The following is a 17527-nucleotide window of genomic DNA, read 5'->3' on the forward strand; positions in this document are numbered from 1 at the left end:
CCATGGTCATCATCATCGGACTCGGTAAAACCGGACTCTCCTGCGTCGACTACTTCCTCGGCCGAGGCATCACGCCGCTGGTGATGGACACCCGTGCCAATCCGCCGGGCAAGGATCAACTGCCCGCCGGGGTGGAGCTGGTTCAGGGGCTGGATGGGGAGCGCCTCAAGCAGGCCCACATGATAGTGGCGAGCCCGGGCATAGCGCTGTCGACCCCCGAGCTGAAGGCGGCGGCCGAGTTCGGGGTGCGCATCGTCGGCGACATCGAGCTGTTCGTGCGTGAGACCCAGGTGCCCGTCATCGCCATCACCGGCTCCAATGGCAAGAGCACGGTCACCACGCTCGTGGGGGAGATGATCGCCGAGGCCGGCCTCAAGGTCGGTGTGGGTGGCAACATCGGCACCCCGGCACTGGATCTGCTCAAGCAGCCGATGGATCTCTGTGTGCTGGAGCTCTCCAGCTTCCAGCTGGAGACCACCCACAGCCTGCGCGCCGCCGCCTCCGTGGTGTTGAACCTCAGTGAAGATCATATGGATCGCTACGCCGGCATGGCCGACTATCGCGCCGCCAAGCAGGAGATCCATCAGCATTCCCAACACATCCTGGTCAACCGGGACGATGCCCAGACCCTGCCCGACGTGGGCCAGGTGTGGCAGAGCTTCGGGCTGGACTGCAACGGCTATGGCCGCTGCGAGCTGGATGGACGCTTCTGGCTGACCCTGCACGGTGAGCCGCTGTTGGCGGTGGACGAGATGAAGATCGTCGGCGCCCACAATCAGGCCAACGCCCTGGCCGCCATGGCCCTGTGTGATGCGGTGGGGATCCCCCGCGAGCCGCAACTGCGGGTGCTGCGCCGCTTCGAAGGCCTGCCTCACCGCGCCCGCTTCGTGCGGGAGGTGAACGGGGTGCGCTGGATCAACGACTCCAAGGCCACCAACGTGGGGGCGACCCTGGCCGCCGTGGCCGGGGTGCGTGAGTCGGTCAAGGGCCGTCTGTTGCTGCTGGCCGGTGGTCAGGGCAAGGGGCAGGACTTCGGGCCGGTCCAGGCGCTGCTCGGCACGCAGATCGATCACATGTATTGCTTCGGGCAGGATGCGGACATACTGCTCGCCCTGGGTGAGCAGACCGAGCGGGTGGCTGATCTCGATGCCGCCATCGCCAAAGCCGCCGCCGACGCTCGGCCCGGTGACTGGGTGCTGCTGGCCCCTGCCTGCGCCAGCCTGGATCAGTTCAAGTCCTTCGAAGCGCGCGGTGATCGCTTCACCGAGCAGGTACAAAAGTTATGAACGCCCTTCGCGTCATAGCAGGTTTCCTGCAACGCCTGTTGTTACCGGCGCGCCCCGCCGGTCTCTTCGATCGGCAGTTGGTGGTGCTGGCGCTGGCGTTGATGTCCGTGGGCCTGGTGATAGTGGCCTCGGCCTCCATTCCGGAGGGGATCGCCATCAACAACGATCCCTTCATGTTCGTCAAACGCCACGGTCTCTTCCTGGTGATGGCGCTCGGTATCTCCTGGTTCGTGCTGCAGGTGCCCATGGCCCGCTGGCAGCAGTACAACGGCCCCATGCTGCTGCTCGCCATCGTCATGCTGGTGCTGGTGCTGCTGGTGGGTCGCAGCGTCAACGGTTCTGTGCGCTGGCTGCCGCTCGGTCCCTTCAACCTGCAGCCGGCTGAATTTGGCAAGCTGGCACTCTTCGTCTATCTGGCGGGCTATCTGGTGCGCCGCCAGAGCGAGGTGCGCGAGCGCTTCATCGGCTTCATGAAGCCCATGGCGGTGCTGTTCGTGGTGGCCATCCTGCTGCTGGCCCAGCCCGATCTGGGCTCGGTGGTGGTGATGTTCGTGACCTCGCTCGGCATGCTGTTCCTGGCGGGGGCGCGGCTGGTGCAGTTCATCGGCCTCATCCTGGTGGGGGTGAGCGCAGTGGTGACCCTGATCATCGCCGAGCCGTACCGGATGCGGCGGGTGACCTCCTTCCTCGACCCCTGGGCCGATCCCTTCGGCAGCGGCTATCAGCTGACCCAGTCCCTGATGGCATTCGGCCGTGGCAGCTGGTTTGGCGAGGGGCTCGGCAACTCCATCCAGAAGATGGAGTACCTGCCGGAGGCGCACACCGACTTCGTGTTCGCCATCCTGGGGGAGGAACTCGGCTACGTGGGGGTGCTGGGGGCGCTCTTCCTCATCTTCGCGCTGGCGATCAAGGCGCTCAAGCTGGGTCACCAGGCGCTGGTGGCCGAGCGACTGTATGAAGGCTATCTGGCCATCGGCATCGGCATCTGGTTCAGCTTCCAGACCTTCGTCAACGTGGGGGCGGCCAGCGGCATGATGCCCACCAAGGGGCTGACACTGCCCCTGGTCAGCTATGGTGGCTCCAGTCTCATCATCATGATGGTGGCGGTGAGCATGTTGATTCGTATCGATTTCGAGTTGCGCCAGGCCAGTGCCCAGGCGCGCGTGCGGGAGGTTTCGTGAGCAAGACGTTGCTGGTGATGGCGGGCGGTACCGGGGGACATGTCTTCCCCGGCCTGGCCGTGGCCGATCGCCTCAAGGCCCAGGGTTGGACCGTTCACTGGCTCGGCACCGCCGACCGGATGGAGGCCGAACTGGTGCCCGCCCACGGTTACCCCATCTCCTTCATCGACATCCAGGGGGTGCGCGGCAACGGCATCAAGCGCCTGCTGGCTGCGCCCTATCGCATCGTGAAATCCGTGCTGCAGGCCCGTCAGGTGCTCAAGACCATCAAACCCGATGTGGTGCTCGGCATGGGGGGCTTCGCCTCGGGCCCGGGCGGCGTCGCCGCCTGGCTGTCCGGCATCCCGCTGCTGCTGCATGAACAGAATGCGGCGGCCGGTATGACCAACAAGCTGCTGGCCCGCATCGCCAAGCGGGTGCTGATGGCCTTCCCCGGGGCCTTCGCTCCCAATGCCCGTACCGCCGTGGTCGGCAATCCGGTGCGACCCGAGGTGGTGGCCCTGCCGGATCCCCAGCTTCGCAGCGGCGCCGAACCCCTGCGCCTGCTCATCGTCGGTGGCAGCCTGGGGGCCAAGGTGCTCAACGAGCAGGTGCCGCCTGCGGTCGCCGCAGCCGGTGTACCCATCCTGGTGCGCCATCAGACCGGCAAGGGCAACAGAGACGCTGTGGCTGCGGCCTACGCCCAGCACGGGGTCGATGCCGAGGTGAGCGAGTTTATCAAGGACATGGCTGACGCCTATGCCTGGGCCGATCTGGTGGTGTGCCGCGCGGGGGCCTTGACGGTCTCCGAGGTGGCTGCCGCCGGTGTCGCCGCCATCTTCGTGCCGCTGCCCCACGCGGTGGACGATCACCAGACCCGCAACGCCCTGACTCTGGTCGACGGCGGTGCGGCCGAATTCCTGCCCCAGTCCGAGCTGACGCCGGCCTCCCTGGCCGCGCGTCTCTCCTGGCTCGCCGGGCGCAGAGAAACCCTGTTGAACATGGCCCAGGCCGCCCGTCGCGTCGCGATTACCGATGCCGCAGAGCGGGTTGCCGATGAGTGCAAGCGGCTTGCGGCCCACTAAGAGAATGATGATCGAGACTGCACCGGCCGCGCCGCGCAGTCTGGTTCCCAAGATTGTTGATGTCGCCGAGCGGTTTGCGGTGGACTAAAGAGAGAAGACTATGACCAAGGTTGAACTGGCAAAACTGCGTACCGTGATCCCCGAAATGCGCCGCGTGCGTCGCATCCACTTTATCGGCATAGGTGGCGCCGGTATGGGCGGGATCGCCGAAGTGCTTGCCAACGAGGGGTATCAGATCTCCGGCTCCGATCTGGCGCGCAACGCCGTGACCGAGCGTCTGGCCTCCCTCGGTGCCCACATCTTCGTGGGCCACAGCGCCGAACACGTCAACGAGGCGAGCGTGGTCGTAGTCTCCACCGCCATCAAGCAGGACAACCCCGAGCTGCTGGCCGCCCGTGAGCTGCGCATCCCCGTGGTGCGCCGCGCCGAGATGCTGGCGGAGCTGATGCGCTTCCGCCACGGCATCGCCATCGCTGGCACCCACGGCAAGACCACCACCACCAGTTTGGTGGCAAGCATCTATGCCGAGGCGGATCGGGATCCGACCTTCGTCATCGGCGGCCTGCTCAACAGCGCCGGCACCAATGCCCGTCTGGGGAGCAGCCGTTACCTCATCGCCGAGGCGGACGAGAGCGACGCCTCCTTCCTGCATCTGCAACCCATGGTGTCCATCGTGACCAACATCGAAGCGGATCATATGGACACCTATGGCGGTGACTTTTCCAGGTTGAAGGCGACCTTCATCGACTTCCTGCACAACCTGCCCTTCTACGGCCTGGCCGTGGTCTGCGTGGATGACCCCGTGATCCGCGGCCTGCTGCCGGAGATCGCCCGTCCGACCCTGACCTATGGCCTGTCCGATGACGCGGATGTGCAGGTGCTGGACTTCGCCCAGACCAGCAACCGCAGCCGCTTCCGGGTGCGCCGCAAGGACGCTGGCGAGCTGCTGGTGACCCTGAACCTGCCCGGGGTGCACAACGCCCTCAACGCCGCCGCCGCCATCGCGGTCGCGACCGAAGACGGCATCGGCGATGACGCCATCATCCAGGCCCTGGCCAAGTTCGAGGGGGTGGGGCGCCGCTTCCAGCAATACGGCGAATTCGAGACCGGTCGCGGCAAGGCCATGCTGGTGGATGACTACGGTCACCACCCGAGTGAGGTCAAGGTGACCATCAACGCCGCCCGCGCCGGCTGGCCCGAGAAGCGCCTGGTCATGGTGTTCCAGCCCCACCGCTACAGCCGTACCCGGGATCTCTACGAAGATTTCGCCGACGTGCTCTCCAAGGTGGATGTGCTGGTGATGCTGGAGGTCTATGCCGCTGGCGAGGAGCCAATCCCGGGTGCCGATGGCCGCGCCCTGTGCCGTACCATCCGCTCCCGTGGCTCGATGGAACCCATCTTTGTCGCAACGCCGGACGATGTCCCGGCGGTGCTGGCGGATCTCATCGGCGAGGGGGATCTGGTGCTGACTCAGGGGGCAGGGAACGTCGGGGCGCTGGCCCGTCGTCTCGGCGAGATGAAATTGAGCGTGGATAGCATGAAATCCGGTGCCTGAGGGCCCAATGAGTATTTTGACCGCCAAGCCGGCGCCTATATAATGGCGGACCGGTCTGCAAGTGGCCGACATGGCGCGTTAAACGGGGATCGATCGGGTGGAGGCAAGGGCACAAGGGCGCACCAAGGGGGGCTTCATCGCCGGGGTGGCATTTTTCATCCTGGTCATGTGGGGGCTCTACCAGACTGCGCTGGATGTTAAAGACTGGCTGACGGATGCCAGTCGGTTGCCCATGAGCGAGCTGTTGCTGCAGGGGCAACACGAATATTTGCAAGCCGATGAGCTGCGTGACGCCGTGCTGGATGGCGCCGAGCTGCGCAACTTCTTCGAGCTGGATGTGAACGAATTGCAGGCGCGCTTGAACGCGCTGCCCTGGGTGGCCCAGGTGTCGGTCCGCAAGAAGTGGCCGAACAAGATCAAGGTCTACCTCACCGAGCAGGATGTGGCGGCCCGCTGGAACGGCAACCGCTTCGTCAACACCAAGGGTGAGGTGTTCAGTGCCCCGGACAGGGTGAAGAAGCCCCTGATGCAGTTGTCCGGGCCCGATGATCAGGCCGCCAAGGTGCTGGAAGCCAGCCATCAGTACGAGACCTTGCTGGCTGCCAAGGGATACAAGTTGATTGGGGTGAATCTGACCCCCCGCCATGCCTGGGAACTGACCCTGGATGGCAACATTCAGCTGTTTGTGGGGCGCTCGGATATCGCGCTTCGTCTGCAGCGGTTTATCGATGCCTTCCCGGTCATCGAACCCCGTGAGCGGGTTGCTTACGTGGACCTTCGATACGACACCGGAATGGCAGTTGGCTGGAAGAAAAGCGAAGAGAAAGTGAATGACCAACACCGCAGATAGAAATTTGATTGTCGGACTGGATATCGGCACGACCAAGGTGGCGGTACTGGTTGGCGAAGTGCTGCCGGATGGCGAGCTCAATGTCATCGGCATGGGTAGCCATGCCTCACGCGGGATGGAGAAGGGCGGGGTCAACGATCTCGACTCCGTGGTCAAGTCCCTGCGCCGTGCGGTGGAAGAGGCAGAAATGATGGCCGACTGCCAGATCAGCTCCGTCTATCTGGGCCTGTCAGGCAAGCACATCGATTGTCGCAACGAGACCGGCATGGTGCCCATCTCCGATGAGGAGGTGACCCAGGAGGACGTGGACAACGTCATCCACACCGCCAAGTCGGTGCGCCTGTCCGATGAGCTGCGGGTGCTGCACGTGCTGCCCCAGGAGTTTGCCATCGACTATCAGGAAGGGATCAAGAACCCGGTCGGCCTGTCCGGTGTGCGGATGGCGGCCAAGGTGCACCTGATCACCTGCCACAACGACATGGCTCGCAACATCGAGAAGTGTGTCGAGAAGGTGGGTCTGCGGGTGGATCAGCTGATCTTCTCCGCCCTGGCGTCCAGCTATGCGGTGCTGACGGAAGACGAGAAGGAGCTGGGTGTCTGCGTGGTGGACATAGGTGGTGGCACCATGGACATGTCGCTGTTTACCGGCGGTGCCCTGCGTCACACCAAGGTGATCCCCTACGCCGGCAGCACGGTGACCAGCGATATCGCCTACGCCTTCGGCACGCCGCCCCTGGACGCGGAGGCGATCAAGGTGCGTTACGGTTGCGCCCTCGGCCGTCTGGTCAGCAAGGAAGACAATATTGAAGTCCCCAGTGTCGGCGGTCGTCCGGCGCGCAGCCTGCAGCGGCAGACACTGGCTGAAGTGATTGAACCCCGTTACACCGAGTTGCTCTCCATGGTGAATGATGAGCTGGTGCGGGTGCAGAGTGAGTTGAAGGCACAAGGGGTCAAGCATCAGCTGGCAGCCGGTGTGGTACTGACCGGTGGCGCAGCCCAGATCGAAGGCATTGTGGAGTGTGCGGAGCAGATCTTCCAGAGCCAGGTCCGGGTGGGTGAGCCCATGAACATACGTGGATTGAGCGATTACGTGCAGGCGCCGGTGTACTCGACCGCGGTCGGGTTGCTGCAGTACGGCCGAACCAATCAATCCACCGGCAATAACAAGGAATATGCCGCCAAGGCAAGCGTAGGTGGGCTGGTCAAACGGGTCAGCAACTGGTTGCGTGGCGAGTTCTAAGAGATTTTGCGTCAGTCAGCAAATAAAGCGGAGAGACAACATGTTTGAATTTATGGATAGCCACACTGACGAAGCCGTCATCAAGGTGATAGGTGTGGGTGGCGGCGGCGGCAACGCAGTCGAACACATGGTTCGTCAAAACATCGAGGGTGTTGAGTTCATTACCGTCAACACCGACGCCCAGGCCCTGCGCAACTCCAGTGCCAACACCACGCTGCAGATCGGTGGTGGCATCACCAAGGGTCTGGGCGCTGGCGCCAACCCGGAAGTGGGTCGCGACGCCGCCATGGAAGACAGGGAAGCGCTACGTGAGCTGCTGACCGGTTCAGACATGGTGTTCATCGCCGCCGGCATGGGTGGTGGTACAGGGACGGGCGCAGCCCCCATCGTGGCCGAAGTGGCCCGCGAGATGGGTATACTGACAGTTGCTGTCGTGACCAAGCCGTTCTCCTTCGAAGGGAAGAAGCGGATGGGCTTCGCCGCCCACGGCATCGAAGAGCTGTCCAAGAACGTCGACTCCCTGATCACCATCCCCAACGACAAGTTGCTGAAGGTACTGGGTCGTGGCATCTCCCTGCTGGACGCCTTCAAGGCGGCCAACGACGTGCTGCTGGGCGCGGTACAGGGCATCGCCGAGCTGATCACCCGTCCGGGCCTGATCAACGTCGACTTCGCGGACGTCCGTACCGTGATGCGCGAGATGGGTACCGCCATGATGGGTACCGGCTCCGCCTCCGGTGACGACCGCGCCGAAGAAGCGGCCGAGAAAGCCATCTCCAGCCCGTTGCTGGAAGACGTGGATCTGGCCGGTGCCCGTGGCATCCTGGTCAACATCACCGCCGGCATGGACATGACCATCGAAGAGTTCGAGACCGTGGGTAACGCGGTCAAGGCCTTCGCCTCCGAGAACGCGACCGTGGTCGTTGGTACCGTCATCGACCCGGAAATGCACGACGAACTGCGCGTGACCGTGGTCGCTACCGGTATCGGTGCCGAGCGCAAGCCTGACATCACCCTGGTCAAGAGCAGCCAGGTGCAAGAGCGCCCGGTGCGTCAGCCCCTGGTGAGCGACATGATGCAGGGCCGCGTGATGGACGAAGCCCCGGCCAAGGTGGTGAACGCCGAGCCGCAGGCTCGCCGTGAACCGGATTATCTCGACATTCCTGCGTTCCTGCGCAAGCAAGCTGACTAAGTCTCTGATGGCTCTGGTTTGTTTGTTGCTTAAGGATTGTGCTAAGATGGCCCGGCAACGACCATCTGGTCAGGAATTTGAGCTGTTAAGCGGATACGCCCATGATTAGACAAAGAACCTTGAAAACGAGTGTCCAGGCCACCGGTGTGGGCCTGCATTCGGGCCGGAAAGTCACAATGACGTTCCGTCCGGCGCCTGTTAACACAGGGATCGTTTACTTGCGTACCGATCTGAATCCTGTGGTAGAGCTGCCAGCCAACGCCGATCAGGTACGTGATACCGTGCTTTGTACCGCTCTGGTAAACGAAGCCGGTGTCCGTGTGTCGACCATCGAACATCTGTCTGCCGCCCTGGCCGGGATGGGGATCGACAACCTCTACGTCGAGGTTGACGCACCCGAGATCCCGGTGATGGATGGCAGTGCGCACCCGTTCATCTACCTGCTGCAAGAAGTGGGTATTCGTGAACAGAATGCACCCAAGCAGTTCGTGCGGATCAAGCAGAGCGTCCGGGTTGAAGACGGCGACAAGTGGGCGGAATTCCACCCCTATCGCAACGGCTTCAAGATGGATCTCGAGATCGATTTCCAGCATCCGGTGTTTGAAGGCCGCAACCAGCGTTGCGTGCTGGACTTCTCCGGCAGCTCCTTCGTGAAAGAGATCAGCCGTGCCCGTACCTTCGGCTTTATGCGAGACATCGAGTACCTGCGTTCCCAGAACCTGGCGCTGGGCGGAAGCCTGGAAAACGCCGTGGTGCTGGACGACTACCGGGTACTGAACGAAGATGGCCTGCGCTACGAAGACGAATTCGTGAAGCACAAGATGCTGGATGCGATCGGTGACCTCTATATGTGTAACCGCAGCATCATCGGTGAATTCCGTGCCTACAAGACGGGCCATGCCCTGAACAACAAACTGCTGCGTGCCTTGCTGGCCAAGCAGGAGGCCTGGGAACTGGTGACCTTCGAGGCGGAGGGCGAGAAAGCGCCCATCGCTTACTACGATAACGGTCTGGTTCTGGCCTGATAGCTGTGCAACAGGACGTCGGTCACCTCTCCGCACCGACGTCCTGTCATTTGTTTATTCCATCCTGTAATACCGATTATCTCCCGGTTTTATTACCCGTGCAGGCTCCTGGCCTCACCTGACCGAGCAGACAAATTTCTATGAGCATTACCCTGATCCTCCACGGTAAGCAGCACCGCAAGTTGCACTTACCCAAACAACGTCTGGCCTGGGTCGGCGGTATTCTCTTCTCCCTGTTGGCATTGGGTGGTGGCTGGCTCTGGCAGAGCTGGCACCAGAAGATGGAAGCGCTGGAAGTGGCGCTGGTCCTTGCACAGCAGCAAAAATCGACTCAAAGCGCCGATGAGGCCCGTGAACAGCTCGCCATGCTGGCCGCCCAGGTGGGCACCATGCAGGGGCAGCTGGGTCGTCTCAACGCCCTCGGCGAACGGCTGACCGAAAAAGCCGATCTCGATCCCGAGGAGTTCAACTTCAAGGAGCTGCCTCCCATGGGCGGCCCCTCCTATGATGCGGATCTGGAAGTCAGCCTCAACGAGCTGCAGGACTCCATGGCGCACCTCAACCGTCAGCTCAGCAGCCGCGAAGAACAGCTGTCGGTACTTGAATCTTTCATCATGAATCACCATATCACCGATGCCGGTTTTATTTCCGGCTCGCCGGTCAAGCAGGAGCGGGTCTGGATCTCCTCCGGCTTCGGTGGCCGGGTCGATCCGTTCAACGGCCGTGCCAAGATGCACAAGGGCGTGGACTTCCGGGGCAAGCCCGGCACCCCCATTCTGGCGACCGGCAAGGGGATCGTCAGCTGGGCGGGACGTCACCCGGAGTTTGGCAACATGGTGGAGATAGACCATGGCAATGGTCTGGTGACCCGTTACGCCCACAACTCCAAGTTGCTGGTGGACGTGGGCACCCTGGTCGATGAAGGCCAGAAGATAGCCCTGATGGGGCGCACCGGTCGCGCGACCGGGGTTCATTTGCATTACGAAGTGTTGAAAGATGGTCGTCAGGTCAACCCCGCACGCTTTCTGAACGCCAGACGGGGTTAGGTTTTTTCTTCAGGTTCCAGTGACGGAACGCTTATATAACCAAAATAGTTGGTACCCATGATTAGCACACTGCTCACCAAGATTATCGGCAGCCGGAACGACAGAACGCTCAAGGCTTTGCGCAAAATTGTAAAACAGATCAATGCGATGGAGCCTCAGTTCGAGGCGCTGTCCGATCAGGAGCTGCAGGCCAAGACCGCTGAGTATCGCCAGCGCCTGGAGCAGGGTGAGACCCTTGAGCAGCTGCTGCCGGAAGCCTTCGCCACCGTGCGCGAAGCCTCCCGCCGGGTGTTCGGCATGCGTCACTTCGACGTCCAGCTGATCGGTGGCATGGTGCTGAACTCCAACCGCATCGCCGAAATGAAAACCGGTGAAGGTAAGACCCTCACCGCGACCCTGCCCGCCTACCTGAATGCCCTCTCCGGCCGCGGCGTGCACGTGGTGACGGTGAACGACTACCTGGCCAAGCGTGATGCCGAGGCGAACCGCCCGCTGTTCACCTTCCTCGGCATGACGGTGGATTGCAACGTGCCCGGCATGGATGCATCCCAGAAGCGCGACGCCTATGCCGCCGACATCACCTACGGCACCAACAACGAATTCGGCTTCGATTACCTGCGCGACAACATGGCGTTCTCGCCGGAGCAGCGTGTGCAGCGTCCGCTCAACTACGCGCTGGTGGATGAGGTGGATTCCGTGCTCATCGATGAGGCCCGTACCCCGCTCATCATCTCCGGCCCGGCGGAAGACAGCTCGGCCATGTACATCCAGGTCAACAAGCTGATCCCGCTGCTGGTCAAGCAGGACAAGGAAGACTCCGAGGAGTACACCGGTGACGGCCACTACACGGTGGACGAGAAGAACCGTCAGGCCCTGCTGACCGAGAACGGCCAGATCTTCGTGGAAGAGCTGCTCAAGAAAGAGGGACTGCTGGCGGAAGAGGACTCCCTGTTCTCCGCCACCAACATCAGCCTGCTGCACCACGTCAACGCAGGCCTACGTGCCCACACCCTGTTCGAGCGCAACGTGGACTACATAGTCCAGAAGGATGAGATCGTCATCGTCGACGAACATACCGGCCGTACCATGCCGGGTCGTCGCTGGTCCGACGGCCTGCACCAGGCGGTCGAGGCGAAGGAAGGGGTCAAGATCCAGAACGAGAACCAGACCCTGGCCTCCATCACCTTCCAGAACTACTTCCGTCTGTACGACAAGCTGGCGGGCATGACCGGGACGGCGGATACCGAAGCCTTTGAATTCCAGCAGATCTATGGCCTGGATACCGTCGTCATCCCGACCAACAAGCCGATGGTGCGCAAGGACATGGGCGATCTGGTCTACCTGACCGCCAATGAGAAGTATGCCGCCATCATCGAAGACATCCGCGGCTGCGTCGAGCGCGGCCAGCCGGTGCTGGTGGGTACCGTCTCCATTGAGAACTCTGAGCTGCTGTCCGGCATCCTGACCAAGGAAAACATCCCGCACAAGGTGTTGAACGCCAAGTTCCACGCCATGGAGGCGGAGATCGTCGCCCAGGCGGGTCAGACCGGTGCCGTCACCATAGCGACCAACATGGCCGGTCGTGGTACCGACATAGTGCTCGGCGGCAACTGGCAGGCGGAGATCGCCGCCCTGGAGAACCCGAGCGACGAACAGATCCGCGAGATCAAGGCCGCCTGGCAGGTGCGTCACGACGCCGTGCTGGCCGCCGGCGGTCTGCACATCATAGGCACAGAACGCCACGAATCCCGCCGTATCGACAACCAGCTGCGCGGCCGTTCCGGTCGTCAGGGTGACCCGGGCTCCTCCCGTTTCTACCTCTCCATGGAAGATACCCTGATGCGGATCTTCGCCTCCGATCGCGTGACCGGCATGATGAAGAAGCTGGGCATGGAAGAGGGGGAGGCCATCGAGCACCCCTGGGTGACCAAGGCCATCGAGAACGCTCAGCGCAAGGTGGAGGGTCGCAACTTCGACATCCGTAAGAACCTGCTCGAGTTCGATGACGTAGCGAATGACCAGCGCAAGGTGGTCTATGAGCAGCGCAACGAGCTGCTGGATACCAACGACATCTCCGAGACTATCCACGTCATCCGTGACGACGTCTACGGCGCCATCATCGACGAGTACATCCCACCCCAGTCCCTGGAAGAGATGTGGGACGTGCCGGGTCTGGAAGCGCGCCTGAAGTCCGACTTCGCGCTGGATCTGCCGCTGCAGCAGTGGCTGGCGGAAGACGACAAGCTGTATGAAGAGAAGCTGCGCGAGCGCATCCTGGAAGAAGCCACCAAGCTCTATGCCCACAAGGAAGAGCTGGTCGGCAAGGACGTACTGCGCAACTTCGAGAAGGCGGTGATGCTGCAGACCCTGGATGGCCTGTGGAAGGAGCATCTGGCGGCCATGGATCACCTGCGTCAGGGCATTCATCTGCGCGGCTACGCCCAGAAGAACCCCAAGCAGGAGTACAAGCGCGAGTCCTTCGATCTGTTCACCCAGATGCTGGAAACCCTCAAGCGCGACGTGGTCAGCATCCTGAGCCGGGTACAGGTCCAGGAGCGCGATGTGGAAGCGATGGAAGAGCACCAGCGCCAGCAGGCGGAAGCCGCTCCTCGCACCTACACCCATGCCGCCGCCGAGAACCAACTGGCGGACGAAGAGGGTCAAGAAGAGGCGGTTCCCGTCACCTTCGTGCGGGACGAGCAGAAGGTGGGGCGCAACGACCCTTGCCCCTGCGGCTCCGGCAAGAAGTACAAGCATTGCCACGGTCAGTTGACCTAAGCCTTTGCCATGATTGATGCACCGCCTTCGGGCGGTGCATTCATTTCAGGGACCAGCATAAGGAGAGTGAAGATGAGCAAGGTGCCGACGGGGTGGTGCAGGGAGGCCCACGCCAGCTGGTTGCAAGGGGATCGCCAGCAGGCGGTGCAGCAGGTGCTGGCGCGATTGAATGCGCAGCAGAGCAAGCCCGTGCCCCTGCAACTGCAGTTTGCCTACTACCTCTTCCTGTGCGGCGATCCTGGCTCTGCCGCCCAGGTGCTGGAACAGGCGCACGGGGTCGCCCCCGATGACATCGAGGTGCTGCGCAACCTCTGTGTCTGCCTCTCCCGAGCGAACCAGCATGAGCGGGCTCTGGTGCATCTGGAGGAGCTGGCAAGGCGCGTGCCGGACGATTTTCTGGCTCAGGATGGGCTCTGTACCTGTCTCGCCAAGCTCGGTCGCCACGGCGAGGCGGCGCAGGCGGGTACCCGGGCGCTGATGCTGAAGGACCGAGTTAGTTCCTCCTCACCCGTGGGCTGGTCTCTTCCCGCGATGAGCCCGGATGCCTGGCTGGCGACCCAGGGGGAGCGTCAGAACGTCATCGCCTTTTCCCTGTGGGGTCGGGAGCCCCGCTACCTGAGGGGAGCGCTCGACAACGTGCTGGCGGCCGCCTATCTCTACCCGGGCTGGCGGGTGCGTTTCTACGTGGACGAGAGTGTGCCGGCGGAGCTGCTGGCCTGCCTGCGGGAGCACGGTGCCGAGGTGATGATGCAGTCCGCCGGCCAGTCTCTACGGGAGCGACTCTGCTGGCGCTTCCTGGTGGCCAACGATCCCGGGGTCGGGCGCTTCCTCATCCGTGATGCGGACTCCGTGCTGAGTGCGAGGGAGCGGGTGGCCGTCGATGCCTGGCTTGCATCGGGACGCTGGTTCCATATCATGCGTGACTGGTGGAGCCATACCGATCTGGTGCTGGCCGGCATGTGGGGCGGGGTGGCCGACGTCCTGCCCTCCCTGGCGCCGTGGGTGACGGCTTATCGGTCAGGCAATATGGAGACGCCGAACATCGATCAGTGGTTCCTGCGCGATTGCCTGTGGCCTTATCTGCGTCAGAGCAGCCTGATCCACGATCGCTGCTTCACCCCGCCAGGGTCGACACCCTGGCCCCTGCCTTCCCCGTCGGGGAGCGAGCACGTGGGGCAGAATATCTTCATGGCCCAGGGGGCATTGCAGGCCGGTCGCCTGACTCCCTGGATGGCCAGATTGTCATCTTTACGTTGAGGACGAAAATGGAAGCGAAGAAACGGATCTGGGTGGCGGTCGGCGTCATCGAGAATGAGAAGGGGGAGATCTTCCTCGCCAAACGCTCCTCGGATCGCCACCAGGGTGATCGCTGGGAGTTCCCGGGGGGCAAGGTGGAGTCGGGGGAAGACCTGCTCACAGCCCTGGACAGGGAGCTGTGGGAGGAGATCGGGATCCGGGTGCAGGATTGCAGCCCCTTCATGGAGCTGCACCACGACTACCCGGACAAGCAGGTGCTGCTGGATATCTGGAAGGTGACTCGCTTTGATGGCGAGCCGTTTGGCAAGGAGGGGCAGGAGTGCCGCTGGGTGCCGCTGGCCGCCCTGCACGAATACCGGTTCCCGGATGCCAACGGCCCCATCGTGACCCGGTTGCAGCAACAGCTCGTACCCTGAGGGGTGAAGGGGCACACCAGACCCGGATAAGGGGTCGTGCTCCGTCACCAGCACCATGAAAAAAGGGCCCATCGGGTCCTTTTTGCTGCGCGGCTTATTGCCACTGCTCCCCTTCTTCGGGGTAGGGCAGCAGCTCGGGATCGATCTCGCCGGGAATGCGCTTTTCTTCGTCGGCCCATTCACCGAGGTCGATCAGCTGGCAACGCTTGCTGCAGAAGGGACGAAACGGGCTCTCGGGAGTCCATTCAACCTCGCTCTGGCAGGTGGGGCATTTTACCTTGGTGACCATGTCGTTCTCTCCTTAGCAGCAGGCGAGCTGGAAGGGCACGTCGCCGATCTGCTGCTCGGCGGTGGGCAGGAAGCGCAGGGCGAAGCGGTTCTTGTGGCCGCTCAGGGTCGGGTAGCAGGACTGGCCGCCGGGCAGGCGGATGCGGATGAGCTCGGCACCCTCGGCCGTGTCCTGGAAGAAGCCGTTGGTGGCGACCTGATCGCTGAAGTTGCCGGACTCGCGCCACAGGCGCAGCAAGAGCGTAATGGCGTTCATCAGCAGATTGATGTCGCTGAGCCACTGCTGCATCTGCTGGTGGCGGGTGATGGCCGGGGTCACCAGCCAGTGGTGCAGCTGGGGCACGTCGAAGGCACAGAGGCCGCCGGGAATGGAGAAACGCTGGCGGATGGAGCCGAGCAGGCGATCCTCTTTCAGGCGAGCACCGGGGCGAGGGGAGTGCAGCAGGCTGCGGGAGAGCTGGGTGCTCTCCTGCTGCATCCGCTGGATCTGCTCGAGGTCGACGTCAGGCAGGCTGGCCCAGTGGCTCAGGCGCTGGCCGAGGCGCTCCAGATCCTTGATCAGATCGGCGCGCAGGTCACCGCGCTCAAGCAACTCCTGCAGATCGAACAACCCCTTGAAGAAGGCGATGTGTGCCCAAGGCTGGTCACTCTCCAGATTGTCGCGGATCTGGGAAAACAGGGACTCCAGACGAAGATAGGTCCGGCTTTTTTCATTGAGGGGGAAGTCGTAAATCATGCCTAATCCTGGCCAGCCATAAACCGGCCTAGTGTACTCAGTGTTGGGGGGCTTGTTGAGAGGCAAACACCAGATATGTTCGGTGCAGCGCTAAAATCCGTGCAGAAATGGTCTCACTCGACCCATTCTGGTTGTCCAGCACGTCATCCGCGGCCGCGAGGCGCTCTGCCCGGCTCGCCTGGGCCGCCAGTATGGCCTCGGCCTGGGTGCGGCTGATACCGTCACGCCGACAGGTGCGCTCGATCTGGGTCTCTTCATCCACATCGATGACCAGTACCCGATCGGCGAGGCCGGTGAGCCCGTTTTCGACCAGCAGGGGGACGACCAGCAGGCAGTAGGGGGAACTGGCTGCGGCGCACTGGCGCAGCATCTCGCTGCGGATCTGCGGGTGAAGCAGGGCATTCAACCACAGCTTCTCCTCCGGGTGGTTGAAGATGCGTTCGCGCAGGGCCCGTCTGTCCAGGGTCCCATCTTCCTCCAGCATGTCGGCACCAAAATGGTCGGCGATGGCCGCCAGTGCCGGGGTGCCGGGCTCCACGACTTCACGGGCAATCACATCGGCGTCGATCACGTCGATGCCGAGCGCCGCAAACTGGTTGGCGACCGTGGTCTTGCCACTGCCAATGCCGCCGGTAACCGCTACCACATACATCCTTCAAACCTCGCTTCGTCAGAGCACCCAATCCAGATACCAGCGGGTGATGCTATCGCCCCACAGCAGCGCGATCCAGCCCGCGATGGCGAGATAGGGGCCGAAGGGGATGGGATTGGCCTGATGGTGCTTGCGAAGCGCGATGAGCCCGATGCCGATGACGGCGCCGACCAGGGAGGAGAGCAGCAGCACTATGGGCAGGGCCTGCCAGCCGAGCCAGGCGCCGAGGGCCGCCAGCAGCTTGAAGTCCCCATACCCCATGCCCTCCTTGCCGGTGAGCAGCTTGAAGGCCCAGTAGAGGGTCCAGAGCACCAGATAGCCCGCCATGGCGCCGATGACCGCATCCCCCAGCGAGACAAAGCCACCCAGCAGGTTGAACAGCAGCCCCCCCCACAGCAGGGGCAGGGTGAGTTGATCCGGCAGCAGCATCTTGTCCAGATCGATGAAGGTGAGCGCGACCAGGGTCCAGGTCAGGGCAAGGGCGGCGAGGGCCCCCCAGCCCGGGGATAGAGTGGCCGCAACGGCCACCGACAGCAGGGCCGTCAGCAACTCGACAAGGGGGTAGCGCATCGAGATCGGCGCCTGGCATTCACGGCAGCGCCCCCTGAGCCAGAGCCAGCTCAGCAGGGGGATATTCTCGATGGCCGTGATGGGATGTCCGCAGTGAGGGCAGGCGGAGCGTGGCACCATCAGGTTGTAAGGGGCAGTTGGAGTGGCTTCGGGCTCGCTGTCGAAGTAGCCGTGGTATTCGGCCTGCCAGTCGCGCTCGAGCATGATGGGTAGGCGATGGATGACCACGTTGAGGAAGCTGCCGATCATCAGGGAGACGAGGAAGATCAGGGAGAGGTAGAGCCAGGGCAGGGCCTGAGCCAGTTCGATGAGAGAGGCCATAGTCAACCGAGTTTGTTGGAAAGGGGCTGCGAGTGCACCGGAGCTGGCTGATCGTGGCCGGCCACTCGCG

Annotated in this window: 16 protein-coding genes; 12 read left to right on the top strand and 4 right to left on the bottom strand. The window is 62.8% G+C overall.

The window, feature by feature from the left end; genetic code table 11:
- The first annotated feature begins 2 nt into the window (after positions 1-2).
- The 12 genes from murD (at position 3) to mutT (ending at position 14890) form a co-directional block, all read left to right on the top strand.
- A complete protein-coding gene (gene murD, locus ACT5M9_RS14300; protein WP_457982123.1) occupies positions 3-1286 on the top strand; it encodes a UDP-N-acetylmuramoyl-L-alanine--D-glutamate ligase in 1284 nt (427 codons plus the stop codon).
- Positions 1283-2467 carry a cell division protein FtsW gene (ftsW, locus tag ACT5M9_RS14305; RefSeq protein ID WP_438549391.1) on the top strand — a complete coding sequence of 395 codons (1185 nt, stop codon included), beginning with the start codon at positions 1283-1285 and terminating at the stop codon, positions 2465-2467. Before murD ends, ftsW begins: the two co-directional genes overlap by 4 nt.
- Positions 2464-3531 (top strand): undecaprenyldiphospho-muramoylpentapeptide beta-N-acetylglucosaminyltransferase, encoded by a 1068-nt coding sequence (gene murG / locus ACT5M9_RS14310; RefSeq protein WP_457982125.1) that lies wholly within the window; start codon positions 2464-2466, stop codon positions 3529-3531. Before ftsW ends, murG begins: the two co-directional genes overlap by 4 nt.
- A gap of 100 nt (positions 3532-3631) precedes the next feature.
- The gene (gene murC / locus ACT5M9_RS14315) at positions 3632-5086 is read left to right on the top strand and encodes a UDP-N-acetylmuramate--L-alanine ligase (protein ID WP_438549389.1); all 1455 of its coding nucleotides are present in this window, start codon (positions 3632-3634) and stop codon (positions 5084-5086) included.
- 97 nt (positions 5087-5183) lie between these two features.
- Entirely contained in the window at positions 5184-5936 is a 753-nt protein-coding gene (locus ACT5M9_RS14320) for a cell division protein FtsQ/DivIB (protein ID WP_457982127.1), read from the top strand.
- Positions 5917-7176: a cell division protein FtsA gene (gene ftsA / locus ACT5M9_RS14325; RefSeq protein ID WP_349920811.1), complete on the top strand. Its 1260-nt coding sequence runs from the start codon at positions 5917-5919 to the stop codon at positions 7174-7176. The genes ACT5M9_RS14320 and ftsA overlap by 20 nt, the downstream gene beginning before the upstream one ends.
- Before the next feature lie 40 nt (positions 7177-7216).
- Positions 7217-8368 carry a cell division protein FtsZ gene (gene ftsZ / locus ACT5M9_RS14330; protein WP_005336147.1) on the top strand — a complete coding sequence of 384 codons (1152 nt, stop codon included), beginning with the start codon at positions 7217-7219 and terminating at the stop codon, positions 8366-8368.
- 101 nt (positions 8369-8469) lie between these two features.
- Positions 8470-9393, top strand: a complete 924-nt coding sequence (gene lpxC, locus ACT5M9_RS14335) for a UDP-3-O-acyl-N-acetylglucosamine deacetylase (protein ID WP_438549387.1) — start codon at positions 8470-8472, stop codon at positions 9391-9393.
- 140 nt (positions 9394-9533) lie between these two features.
- Positions 9534-10439: a M23 family metallopeptidase gene (locus ACT5M9_RS14340; protein ID WP_457982128.1), complete on the top strand. Its 906-nt coding sequence runs from the start codon at positions 9534-9536 to the stop codon at positions 10437-10439.
- 57 nt (positions 10440-10496) lie between these two features.
- The gene (gene secA, locus ACT5M9_RS14345; protein WP_457982130.1) at positions 10497-13217 is read left to right on the top strand and encodes a preprotein translocase subunit SecA; all 2721 of its coding nucleotides are present in this window, start codon (positions 10497-10499) and stop codon (positions 13215-13217) included.
- A 72-nt stretch (positions 13218-13289) separates the two neighbouring features.
- On the top strand, positions 13290-14474 hold the full coding sequence (locus ACT5M9_RS14350; RefSeq protein ID WP_457982131.1) for a tetratricopeptide repeat protein: 1185 nt from the start codon (positions 13290-13292) through the stop codon (positions 14472-14474).
- An 8-nt stretch (positions 14475-14482) separates the two neighbouring features.
- Positions 14483-14890, top strand: a complete 408-nt coding sequence (gene mutT / locus ACT5M9_RS14355) for an 8-oxo-dGTP diphosphatase MutT (protein ID WP_457982132.1) — start codon at positions 14483-14485, stop codon at positions 14888-14890.
- Positions 14891-14984: 94 nt separating this feature from the next.
- On the opposite strand, the gene yacG is transcribed toward mutT, so the two are convergent.
- The 4 genes from yacG to ACT5M9_RS14375 are packed head-to-tail and all read right to left on the bottom strand — an operon-like array spanning position 14985 to position 17457.
- Positions 14985-15179, bottom strand: coding sequence for a DNA gyrase inhibitor YacG (gene yacG / locus ACT5M9_RS14360; RefSeq protein WP_457982134.1), 195 nt, complete (start codon positions 15177-15179; stop codon positions 14985-14987).
- Between the two features lie 12 nt (positions 15180-15191).
- Complete coding sequence (gene zapD / locus ACT5M9_RS14365) at positions 15192-15914, bottom strand: cell division protein ZapD (protein ID WP_438549381.1); 723 nt, start codon at positions 15912-15914, stop codon at positions 15192-15194.
- Between the two features lie 37 nt (positions 15915-15951).
- Entirely contained in the window at positions 15952-16566 is a 615-nt protein-coding gene (gene coaE / locus ACT5M9_RS14370) for a dephospho-CoA kinase (RefSeq protein WP_457982136.1), read from the bottom strand.
- Between the two features lie 18 nt (positions 16567-16584).
- Positions 16585-17457, bottom strand: coding sequence for a prepilin peptidase (locus ACT5M9_RS14375; protein ID WP_457982434.1), 873 nt, complete (start codon positions 17455-17457; stop codon positions 16585-16587).
- Positions 17458-17527: the final 70 nt, after the last annotated feature.

The sequence above is a fragment of the Aeromonas sp. AE23HZ002T15 genome, from assembly GCF_054165525.2.